Genomic DNA, 11,088 nt, shown 5'->3' on the forward strand with positions numbered 1-11,088 from the left:
TAGATTCGATGTGAGGGAAGTCCCCGACTCAAGCCGCGCTTCATCTGCCGCGGACTGCGTATCAATTCTACAGTAAATAGAAATCGGGGTTCACCCCGCTTACCCAGGCAACCTACCGGAGGCCCGGACACGGCCGGCCAGCAGACGTGGTGAGTAGAGGTAAAGCACTACCACCCCGGCGGCCAGAAGGGAGAACGCGACGGCCATCAGTGGCGGAGAGGTCGCCGCAGCGAATCCGGCAGCACCGGTGAGCACCGAACAGCCGGTAACTACGAGGGCCGACTGGATGTGGGTCAGGCCGACCTCGGTCAGACGCTGGTACACGTGCTCCCGGTGGGAGGCGTACCAGCGATCCCCGGCGCGGAGACGACGCAGGAAGGTGGTGAAGGTGTCGGCGAGGTAGATCAGTACCGGCGAGAGTAGATACTCCAGATACACCCCCGCCAGCAGGCCGGTGACAGCTATCGCCGCGATCGAGGCGCCCAGCAGGTAACTGCCCACGTCGCCGAGGAACACGAACCCCCTGCCCAGGTTCCAGGGCAGGAACCCGGCAAAGGCGGCCGCCACCACCAGGCCGGCAACCACTAGCCAGAGCTGGTCGCTGAGCATCCCGGCGACCGCGTAGAAGGCGCCCACCGCTACTCCGTGTAGACCGGAGATGCCGTTGATGCCATCCATGAAGTTTGCCGCATTGATGTACGCGGCCACCGCCAGCGCGCCCACCGGAACCCACCAGAAGCTCTGGCCGATGGTCCACGCCAGCGCTGCGGTCCCCACCGCACCGATCATCAGTTGCAACACTGCCCGCACCTTGATCGAGATCCCCCGGTAGTCCTCGATCCAGCCGAGCAACGCGGCGGCGGAAAGCATCGCCAGGATGATCACGATCAGCGAGCGGTCCACGGCCACTAGCCCGACGGCGAGGGAGAGCGCCAGCCCCGCGGCAATACCGACCGCTACGGTGATCCCCACTCCGCGGATCACCACCGTTGTATGTGAGGACCGTTCATTGGGGATGTCCAGCACCCCGAGCTTCGCCAGGACTGGTTTGAGGACGAAGGGTAGGACGGCACTGAGGACCAGCGAAGCGCCGACCACCAGGGCCAGCTGCAACTCAAGCATCGAGGATCCCGCCCTTGCGTTTCCAGTCGAGCAGGTTCAGCTGTCCGGGGTCGAGAATCGATACGTTGGTGTGCGAGATCTTCGGATGCAGCGGACGGGAGCCGTCCTCCCCGAAACCGACCAGCTCCTCATGCATCTTCTCCCCCGGCCGCAGCCCGGTGAAGACTATTTCGATGTCCTTGCCCGACATCGCGATCATCCGCTGCGCGACGTCGAGGATCTTGACGGCCTCGCCCATATCCAGGATCAGTACCTCTCCTGGGCGGCCGATGGCTCCGGCCTGGATCACCAGCTGGCAGGCCTCGGGGATGGTCATGAAGTACCGGGTGACCTCGGGGTCGGTCACGGTGATGGGTCCGCCCACCCTGATCTGCTCGGTAAAGAGGGGAAGCATCGAGCCCCGGCTGCCGATCACGTTGCCGAACCGGACCGAGACGTAGCTGTTGGAGGTCTGGGTGGCTTGCCAGGCGGTGAGCTTCTCGGCAACCCGCTTCGAGTGTCCCAGCACGCTGGTGGGGTTCGCCGCCTTGTCGGTGGAGATGTTCACGAAATGGGTCACGCCAGCGGCCTTGGCCGCGTTGAGCACGTTCTGGGTGCCCAGAACGTTGGTCTTCCAGGCTTCCTCCGGGTACTGCTCAAGCAGCGACACATGCTTGAGGGCGGCCGCGTGGAACACCACCTCGGGTTTGCGTTCCTCGAAGATGGCCCGGAGCGTGTCGGCGTCGCGAATGTCTGCCAACACGGTGTCCTTGCCGGTCAACAGTCCGCGCCCCGTCATGGAGAGCTGGGTGGACTGCAGTCCGGTTTCGTCGCGGTCCAGCATGATGAGCTCGGCGGGGTTGAACTGCGCGAGCTGACGGCACAGCTCGGATCCGATCGATCCGCCGGCGCCGGTGACCAGCACCTTCTTGCCGGTGATGTACCCGGCGACCTCGTCGGCGTGGATATCCACGGGCCGGCGCCCGATGAGGTCCTCAACCGCTACCTCGCGAAAATCGGAGAACCCTGCCCCGGACCCTTCGGTCGCGAGCATGTCCCGCAAAGGCGGCAGGACCAGGACCCTGATGTTCATTCCGGCCACCAGATCGGACACTCGACGCACCTGGGAGGCTTCGACGTCGGCGAACGCGATCACCAGCACCGATGCCCGGGTGCGGGCGATGATGCTGGGGAGGTCCTCGATCCGGCCCAACACAGGGACCGTGGCAAGGCGGAGGTGCTTCTTGGCGGGATCGTCGTCGATCAGGCCCACCGGGAAATACGGCGAGTCACGGTCCTGGATCATCCGTCCCACCAGCGAACTGCCCAGGAACCCGGCTCCATAGATGAGGGTCCGTTGTGCATCCTCACCGGGTTTGGCCTTGCTCTCAACGAACATGCGTTTGAGATACCGGGTGGAGGCCATGAACATGCAGGCGAACGGGAAGGCAATAATGCCGATGCTGCGTGGAATTTCGATGATCGAGAAGAAGGCGACACTGACCAGGAGCAGAATCACCGAGACGATGACTGTGACGATCACCAGGAGTCGCGCCTCGTGGAAGCTGCCGAAGCTATACCGGCCGCGATAGAGGGCGAAGCTCAGACCAACTGCCAGCTGGGCAGCGAGGGCCACCGCACAGAACACCACCACCCCGGTGATGTTGATCTGGTTGATCAGCAGCTCGTACCGGAGTACCAGGGCCAGCAGGATCGCGACCACCCAGGCCACCGAATCGAAAATGTACTGCGACCAGAGCCAGAGCGTCGGCTTCTCCGACCGCGTCGTGCTGCGGTCATCCGGCCCTTCCCGGGCTGGATCCGCGCTGTCAGCGAGTTTCATGGTTCCTAACAACGGCTCGGCGGTCATGGCAATCGTGCAGAGGAGTCCTCACTGCAAGCGGTGAGTCCTCACGGCAAAATATCAGCTCGTGCTGGTGTAATAGACTCTCCCTACCCGAGAATACTAACCGCACTACCCGGCCCTGACCGCTTTTGAGGCGTGTTGTGAGTGGACCGGAAAGGACTGTTTTGCAGGATACCGTGGCCGTTGCGGCAGTAACATTTGACCGCCCCGACGACCTGCGTACCCTCTTGCTGGCACTGTCCCAACAGAGCGTGCCGCTCACCTCGGTGGCGCTGGTTGACTCGGGAACCAAGGATATCGAGTCCATCGCCATCGACTCCGACGCACCGGTGAACTACATCCGCTCCCTGAGTAACCTCGGCGGTGCTGGCGGGTTCTCCCTGGCCATCCTGTCCGCGATGGCCAGCGGCGCAGAGTGGGTCTGGATCATGGACGACGACGCCCACCCCGAGGACCCGGAAGCCCTCGCTACCCTGCTGGCAGCCGCGAAGGCGGAGGGCCTCGACGTCGTCGTACCCCTGATTGTCGCCCCCGGCGAGCCGACCCGGCTGTCCTTTCCCTTCCGGCTGGCGGGCCGTTCGGTCCACGACCGTGCAGAGGTCGAAAAGCTCGGGATCATCAGGGACGTGGGCCAGTTCTTCAACGGCGCCTTGATCCGCACCGAGGTGTTCTTCCGGGTGGGGCTTCCCGATCTGCGCCTGTTCATCCGCGGGGATGAGACGGATTTCATGCTGCGGCTGCGACAAGCCGGCATTCCGTTCGGTACGGTGACCACCGTTGCGCTAAGCCACCCTCCGGGGTGGGCGGAAACGCACCAGGTGCTCGGTGACCGGCTGCACGTGCTTGTCCCCGAGACGGCGTTCAAGCGTTTCTACTACTTCCGCAACCGCGGTTATCTGACGCGCCGGTATGGCCGGGTGAAGTCCCTGATCGCCGACGGCGTGGGCTACCCGCTGTACTTCCTGAAGCATCGCGATCCGCGCGGGTTCGCCGACTGGTTCAGGGCCTACGCCACCGGGGTACGCGGACGCGGTTTCGGGCCCCCATCGGACCAGGGATTCTGAGATGACAGTCCCAGAATCAGCAGTGACGGTGGTGGTCACCACCTTCAACCGCGCGGGCTATCTACGGGTCCTGCTCGAAACCATCGCGCAGATGGATCCAGCACCGGAGAACGTCATTGTGGTCAATAATGCGAGTACCGACGACACGGACGAGGTCATTGCCCAGGCGAACCTCCCGGTGCCGCTGATTCACCATCGGCTACAGAAGAACGTTGGAGGATCCGGCGGTTTCTCGGCTGGGGCGGAGCGGGCACTCGCCGAGGGTGCCGAATGGCTCTGGCTGATGGACGACGACGTCGAGGTGCTCCCCGGCGCACTCGCAGCATTCCAGCCGCAGATGGAGACCTACCGCTGCCTTCACGGGCGCCGATACGACCACCTGGGCAAGCCGTTCTTCTGGCAGCACCGGTTCAACGCCTTTCTCGGCGTGCACTTCCCGGTCCACGGCAACGTGTTCCGCCACAGCCGCGTGTTTCACACCAACGTGGGGTGCTTCGAAGGAATGCTGGTCCACGCCGATGTGGTGCGCCGCGTGGGTCTTCCCGATCCCCGGTTCTTCCTTAACGGTGATGACACCACCTACGGCTGGTTGATCGCCCAGTCAGAGCCGGTGGTGTACATCAACGAGTACGTGCTGAAAAAGGCACGGCCCCAGAAACAGATTGACCTCGGCGTCAGGCACCTTAATGACTCCAATGATCTGGGCCGCTACTGCGGCATGCGGAACCGGGGACACCTGGCGCGCTACCTCAGGGTCAACGGCAGGTTTAACCGGTGGGGGTTTGGTCTGGGCACCCTCCTGACCGACGCCAAGGAAGTGCTCCGGCTGGTGGCCGTCGAGCACTCTCTCACGGGGCTGGCACCGCTTTGGCGGGGATGGCGGGAGTCGCGGGACATCCTCACGGATCCGGCCTGGCAGCCTATGCCGCCACTGACACCCCTTGCCGGGCGCCCGGAGAGGTCCGAGCTGCTGAGGGAGAAGAACTGACGATGCAGTGGGTGATTGTCGGCGCCACCGGGTTTGTGGGCTCGGCCGTGCTCCGCGCCGCGCAGGATGCGGGGCTGGACGTGACGGCTCTCCCAGCGCCCCGCCTGACCAGCGATGCCATATCCGCCGTGCAGATCATCGATGAGGCAGCACGCCACCCGGCGGTAACCGATCTCGCCGCTGCGCTGGCTGGCGCGTCGGTAGTGGTCAATGCCGCCGGCGTCGCCGCTCCACGGGGTGCTGACACGGCTGAACTCCGCGGAGCCAACGCACTCCTCCCCGCCGTCCTTGCCTACGCCTGCTCGGAGGCTCGGGTGGAGCGGTTGATCCACCTCAGCAGTGCAGCGGTCCAGGGTCACCGGGAGATTCTCGACGAGTCCTCCGATCTGGCGCCGTTTTCGGCCTACTCCCGGAGCAAGGCGCTCGGCGAGGAAGCACTTCGTCTCACAGCTAGCCAGGGTAGGTCCGAAGGAATGCACCCGGTAGTGATCCGCGCCACCTCCGTGCAGGGCGCAGGCCGGCCGACGACCGCTGCACTCGCCAGGTTGGCGGCATCACCCTTGGCCTCGGTGGCCGCACCCGGAACCGCAAGCACCCCGGTCACGTCGGTGGAGTCCCTTGCCGACTATGTGGTTCAGGCGGGCACTTTTGCCGGACCACTTCCGGCGGTCATCCTCCAGCCCGGCGAAGGAATGACTGTCCGCTCTGTACTGGAGGCGGTGGGAGGCACCCCGATCGTATTGCCGCGGTCCCTGTGCCGTTTCGTCCTTCGGGTGGGCTACCGGGTCTCAGCGCTGCTCGGTGAACGGCTGCATGGCAGTCTGCGTCGGGTAGAGCTGATGTGGTTCGGTCAGGCGCAGGCCCCGGGGTGGGCCGAAGCCCACGACATCCGGGTGGAGCACCGGGTCAGCGGGGTGCTGGAGGCTGCTGGGTCCCGGCAACGTCAGAGCCGTCCGAGGAAGCGCCGGGACCGTCAGGCGCGCCAGGTTCCCTGACCCCCGGGACAACCTCCCGCAGCTGGGCAAGGCTGATGCTGCCGGAGCGCACCACCTGCAGGTCCTCTCCCGTTGCGTCGACGATTGTTGAAGCGGTACCACTCCGTGGCCCGCCCTCAAGGTACACCTCAACCGAGTCGGCCAACTGGGCATAGGCCTCCGCGCCGGTAGTTGCGGCCGCCGAGCCCGTCCGGTTGGCTGATGAAACCGCCAACGGCCCGGTCAGGGTCAATAGGTCAAGCGCCAACCGGTCATCAGGCATACGCAGGGCAACGGTGCCCATCGTGTCCCCAAGGTCCCAGGTCAGTGACGGCTGCGCACGGAAGATGAGGGTCAATCCCCCAGGCCAGAACGCCTCGGCGAGCTTCCGTGCGTCGGGGTGGACGTCGGTGGCCAAGCCGTCCATGGTCTGGATGCGGGGGATCAGAACAGGTGGCGGCATGCTCCGCCCCCGCCCCTTGGATGCCAGCAGGGTGGCCACGGCCTGGGGTGAGAACGCATCGGCGGCGATCCCGTACACCGTGTCGGTGGGGACCACCACGCACTGATTGGCAGCGACGGCGCGTTGGGCATGGGCCAACCCCTCGCTTCGCTGGGCTGGGTCGGAACAGTCGTAGCTGGTGGTCACTAATTTATTCTTTCACTGGTGCGCCAGGATTGGCGTATTCGGTGCGGAGGGCCGAGGTGGAGCGGTCCCGCCCGGTGAGGTCCTGATGGGTGAGGACTGTGTCCCAGCGGGGGTCGGCCCGCAACAGCGCCGCGATCGCCGGGGCCTGAACCTCAGCATGTTCCATCACGAAATAGCCACCGGGCACCAGCAGCCGTGCCGCGCTGAGCGCCGCAGCCCAGGGTAGTTCGAGCCCGTCCCTGCCACCGCCGTAAAGCGCGATATGCGGGTCGTGGTCAGCCACCTCAGGCTCCCGGGGCACTGCTTCGGAGGGAATGTAGGGCGGGTTGGACACGACGACGTCGAACGTCCCGTCCTCCTCCCCCAGAGCGTCCCGCAGGTCGCCAAGAATCAATGTCACTGACCGTGGGAGAAGATTTCGTTCGGCCCACGCGTGGGCCAGCGGGCTGTACTCGACCGCGTAGACGTCGGCGCCGGGCACCTCGTCGGCGATGGCTGCGGCGATGGCGCCGCTGCCGGTCCCCAGGTCAACCACCCGGGGTCGGCGCAGCGTGAGCGCGTGATCGATCGCCAACTGCGCCACTGACTCCGTCTCCGGGCGGGGAATGAAGGCCCCCGGGCCGACCGCCAGCTCCAGCCGCCGGAAGTAGGCAGTGCCGGTGATGTGCTGGAGCGGCACCCTCAGCGCACGCTCCGCCACCAGCTCAAAGTAGCCTGCCGGCGCTGGCGCACCGAGGAGCGCCATGGTCCTGACTCGCCCCACCGGCTCGCCCAACAGGTGTGCTGCCAGCAGATGGGCATCCACCCTCGGGCTGGGCACCCCTGCGTCGGCCAGTACGTCAGTGGCTCGCGCCAGTGCATCCTCTAGCGTCTCTTCGACGGAGGTCTGATCGGTCATGGGGCGGTGGGTGTTCAGTCGTCCTCGCCGATTGCGTCAAGCCGTGACTGTTCATCCATCTCGATGCCCGCCTGGATCACTGCTTCAAGGTCACCGTTCATGACTGCGTCAAGGTTGTAGGCCTTGTACCCGGTACGGTGATCGGCGATGCGGTTTTCGGGATAGTTGTAGGTACGGATCCGCTCGGAGCGGTCCATGGTACGGATCTGCGACTTCCGGATATCCGAGTTCGCCGCATCGATCTGTGCCTGCTGGTGTGCCAGGATCCGGGACCTGAGCACCCGCATGCCCGCCTCGCGGTTCTGCAGCTGGGATTTCTCGTTCTGCATCGCCACGACAATTCCGGTGGGAAGGTGGGTAATACGGACCGCGGAGTCGGTGGTGTTCACCGACTGGCCGCCCGGACCGGACGACCGGTAGACATCGATCTTGAGGTCGTTCTGGCTGATCTCCACTTCCTCAGGCTCATCCACCTCGGGCAGGATCAGCACGCCCGCAGCGGAGGTGTGGATTCGGCCCTGCGACTCCGTCACCGGGACGCGCTGCACGCGATGCACCCCGCCCTCGAACTTCAGGCGGGCGTAGACGCCCTCGCCCGGGTCGTTGGAGGATCCCTTGATGGCCATCTGGACGTCTTTGTAGCCGCCCAGGTCGGACTCGTTGGCCGAGATGATCTCGGTCTTCCAACCGCGGGTCTCCGCATACCGGGTGTACATGCGGAGCAGGTCGCCGGCGAACAGTGCCGCCTCGTCGCCGCCTTCGCCACCCTTGACCTCGATGATGACGTCCCGGCTGTCGTTGGGGTCGCGCGGGATGAGCAACCGGCGCAGCCGCTCCTGCGCGGCAGCGAGCTGTTCCTCAAGGACCGGAACCTCGGCAGCGAACTCCGGATCGTCGGCCATTTCCTGTGCTGCTTCGAGATCGTCCTTTAGCGCTTCCCACTTGGTGTGCGCGTCGACAATGCTGCTCAGCTCGGCGTACCTGCGGCCGAGCTTGCGGGCCAGCACCTGGTCAGAGTGCACTGCCGGGTCGGAGAGCCTGAGCTGCAGCTCGGCGTGCTCGTCGAGCAGGTTCTGGATCGACTCAAACATTTGGGAAATACCTCTTTCGAACAATTTCTATTTCAACAGCTATAACCGAAACCGGTCCGAAAACCTGTCACTTCTGTCGACTCGTTTGGTTAACCAGAGCCGCCCACGCTCCATCCGGCGGACCGGAGGAGCGTGGGCGACGGGTGGCTTGCTAGTCGTCGTCGTTCTTGGAACCCAAGGTGGTCTTCTGGACCTGCATCAGGAACTCGACGTTCGACTGGGTTTCCCGGATCTTGTTGGTCAGCAGTTCAAGTGACTGCTGTTCGCCCAGTCCGGAAAGGACACGGCGCAGCTTCCACATGATCTTGACCTCGTCCGGGGACAGCAGCTTCTCTTCACGACGGGTACCCGACGCGTTGACGTCGACGGCCGGGAAGATCCGCTTGTCAGCGAGGTTCCGGGACAGGCGCAGCTCCATGTTGCCGGTGCCCTTGAACTCTTCGAAGATGACCTCGTCCATCTTGGACCCGGTCTCGACGAGCGCGGTGGCGAGAATGGTGAGCGAGCCACCGTTCTCGATGTTGCGTGCCGCACCGAAGAAGCGCTTCGGCGGGTAGAGCGCTGCCGAGTCGACACCGCCGGAGAGGATGCGTCCGGATGCTGGGGCTGCGAGGTTATAGGCGCGGCCCAGTCGGGTCATCGAGTCGAGCAGGACCACCACATCCATCCCCATTTCCACGAGACGCTTGGCGCGCTCGATGGACAGTTCGGCGACAGTGGTGTGGTCATCAGCCGGACGGTCGAAGGTGGAGGCAATAACCTCACCCTTGACAGTGCGCTGCATGTCGGTGACTTCCTCGGGACGTTCGTCAACCAGCACCATCATGAGGTGAACCTCAGGATTGTTGATGGTGATCGCGTTGGCGATTGCCTGCAGGATGAGCGTCTTGCCAGCCTTGGGTGGCGAGACGATCAGGCCACGCTGGCCCTTGCCGATCGGCGCCACCAGGTCGATGACGCGAGGGCCAATTTTCTTGGCCTCCGTCTCAAGGCGCAGGCGCTCGGTTGGGTACAGCGGAACCAGCTTGGCGAACTCGACCCGGTCCTTGAGGTCCTCGGCTGGCTTGCCGTTCACCGAGGTGACGCGGATCAGCGCGTTGAACTTCTGGCGGGTGTTGTTCTGGTTCTCGCCGTCGCGGGGGGCACGGATGGCGCCCACCACTGCGTCGCCCTTGCGCAGGTTGTGCTTCTTGACCTGTGCCAGGGAAACGTAGACGTCGTTGGGGCCGGGAAGGTAGCCGGAAGTCCGCACGAACGCGTAGTTTTCCAGGACGTCCAGGATGCCCGCTACGGGCAGCAGGACGTCGTCGTCAGTGACCTCGACGTCGTCGACCTCGGGGTTCTGGTTGCGGTTCCGACGACGGTCATTCCGGTCGTTGCGGTCGCGGAACCGGCTGCTGCGGTCATTCCCACGGTCGTTGCCCCGGTCATTGCCCCGGTCATTGCCCCGGTCGTTGCCGCTTCCATTGTCGTCGCGGGAGTTGCGGTTGCGGCGGTTCCGGCCACGGCCACGGCTGTCGTCGTCCCGGTTGTCGTTGCCCCGGGTCTCGTTGCCGTTGCTCCGGGTGTCGTTGCCGTTGTTCCGGTTGTCGCTGGAATCAGTCCGGTTGTCGTTCCGGTTCCGTCCGCCACGGTCATTGCGGCCGTTCGCATCATTCTGCTCGGAGGTCTCGTTCGACTCGCCCGCGCCCTGATTGTTCCGGTCCGAGGTGTTCCGGTCGGCGTTGTTACGGTCCGAGCGCGACGAATCGTCCTGCGACGCCGTCTCCGAGGACTCGTTCGCTGAGTTGTCGGCACGCTCTTCGCCGCGGCGTCCGCGGCGGTTCTCGCGGGGAGCGCGGCCACGGCCACGTTCGCCGCCATTGTCCCGGCCAGTGTTCTCGCGGCCGTTCGTGTCGCTGCTGCCGTTCTGGGCATCATCGGCAGATGCTTCAGCAGCTTCCGGCTGGGGAGCCTCGGAGGTGGGCAGGCTGACGACACCATCGGATCCGGCGCGTCGGTTGCGGTTCCGGGTGCGTGATGGACGCTCGGTCTGCTCCTGTGCAGCACCGTCGCTGTCCTGGCTCTCGATGTCGGTGCTCGCGGTCCTGGTGGATGCACGGCGCGACGAGCGGGTCGAGCCATTTGACTGGCTGGCCTCCGACTCGGATGCGCTGGCATCGCTGGGAGCTGCGTCCTTGGGGCGGTCTGCGACCGCGGAGCCACGCTGATGATCGGAGATAGCCGAGACCAGGTCGCCCTTGCGCATCCTGGAACCGCCAGTGATGCCCAACTGGCCGGCAAGCGCCTGGAGCTGGGCGAGCTTCAGCCCGGCAAGGCCGGAGCTTTTGGAAGCGGGAGCGTCGGCTGCGCCGGCGTTTGATGTGTCCACACCTGATATCAGGTCAGTGGTTTCAGTCACGAAGGATCCTTCCCCCTCGTCGGGCGGTCCAACTCTGATGTGGACCGCGTTTGGT

9 protein-coding genes are annotated in these 11,088 nt (G+C 64.9%); 3 read left to right on the forward strand and 6 right to left on the reverse strand.

Annotated elements, in window-relative coordinates; translation table 11 throughout:
• Nucleotides 1–99 precede the first annotated feature (99 nt).
• On the reverse strand, nucleotides 100–1,122 hold the full coding sequence (locus HMI58_RS02640; RefSeq protein ID WP_225667854.1) for a UDP-phosphate glycosyltransferase: 1,023 nt from the start codon (nucleotides 1,120–1,122) through the stop codon (nucleotides 100–102).
• The gene (locus HMI58_RS02645) at nucleotides 1,115–2,944 is read right to left on the reverse strand and encodes a nucleoside-diphosphate sugar epimerase/dehydratase (RefSeq protein WP_171584202.1); all 1,830 of its coding nucleotides are present in this window, start codon (nucleotides 2,942–2,944) and stop codon (nucleotides 1,115–1,117) included. Before HMI58_RS02645 ends, HMI58_RS02640 begins: the two co-directional genes overlap by 8 nt.
• A 188-nt stretch (nucleotides 2,945–3,132) precedes the next feature.
• Here HMI58_RS02645 and HMI58_RS02650 point away from each other — a divergent pair, with 188 nt between their 5' ends.
• From HMI58_RS02650 to HMI58_RS02660, 3 genes are read left to right on the forward strand one after another with little or no spacing between them, the layout of a single operon-like run.
• Entirely contained in the window at nucleotides 3,133–4,032 is a 900-nt protein-coding gene (locus HMI58_RS02650) for a glycosyltransferase (protein WP_171618058.1), read from the forward strand.
• Between the two features lies 1 nt (nucleotide 4,033).
• The gene (locus HMI58_RS02655; protein ID WP_171618059.1) at nucleotides 4,034–5,020 is read left to right on the forward strand and encodes a glycosyltransferase; all 987 of its coding nucleotides are present in this window, start codon (nucleotides 4,034–4,036) and stop codon (nucleotides 5,018–5,020) included.
• A 2-nt stretch (nucleotides 5,021–5,022) separates the two neighbouring features.
• Nucleotides 5,023–6,015 carry an NAD-dependent epimerase/dehydratase family protein gene (locus HMI58_RS02660; RefSeq protein WP_171618060.1) on the forward strand — a complete coding sequence of 331 codons (993 nt, stop codon included), beginning with the start codon at nucleotides 5,023–5,025 and terminating at the stop codon, nucleotides 6,013–6,015.
• Here HMI58_RS02660 and HMI58_RS02665 read toward each other — a convergent pair.
• The 4 genes from HMI58_RS02665 to rho all read right to left on the reverse strand — a co-directional run bounded on the left by HMI58_RS02665 (nucleotide 5,927) and on the right by rho (nucleotide 11,033).
• Nucleotides 5,927–6,643, reverse strand: a complete 717-nt coding sequence (locus tag HMI58_RS02665) for an L-threonylcarbamoyladenylate synthase (protein WP_171618061.1) — start codon at nucleotides 6,641–6,643, stop codon at nucleotides 5,927–5,929. The genes HMI58_RS02660 and HMI58_RS02665 overlap by 89 nt on opposite strands.
• Before the next feature lie 4 nt (nucleotides 6,644–6,647).
• On the reverse strand, nucleotides 6,648–7,541 hold the full coding sequence (gene prmC / locus HMI58_RS02670; RefSeq protein ID WP_171618062.1) for a peptide chain release factor N(5)-glutamine methyltransferase: 894 nt from the start codon (nucleotides 7,539–7,541) through the stop codon (nucleotides 6,648–6,650).
• Between the two features lie 14 nt (nucleotides 7,542–7,555).
• The gene (gene prfA, locus HMI58_RS02675; RefSeq protein ID WP_171584196.1) at nucleotides 7,556–8,632 is read right to left on the reverse strand and encodes a peptide chain release factor 1; all 1,077 of its coding nucleotides are present in this window, start codon (nucleotides 8,630–8,632) and stop codon (nucleotides 7,556–7,558) included.
• 151 nt (nucleotides 8,633–8,783) lie between these two features.
• On the reverse strand, nucleotides 8,784–11,033 hold the full coding sequence (gene rho / locus HMI58_RS02680) for a transcription termination factor Rho (RefSeq protein WP_171618063.1): 2,250 nt from the start codon (nucleotides 11,031–11,033) through the stop codon (nucleotides 8,784–8,786).
• Nucleotides 11,034–11,088: the final 55 nt, after the last annotated feature.

Origin of the sequence: Arthrobacter sp. 147(2020) (assembly GCF_013116715.1) — a bacterium.
Taxonomy (GTDB): domain Bacteria; phylum Actinomycetota; class Actinomycetes; order Actinomycetales; family Micrococcaceae; genus Arthrobacter_D.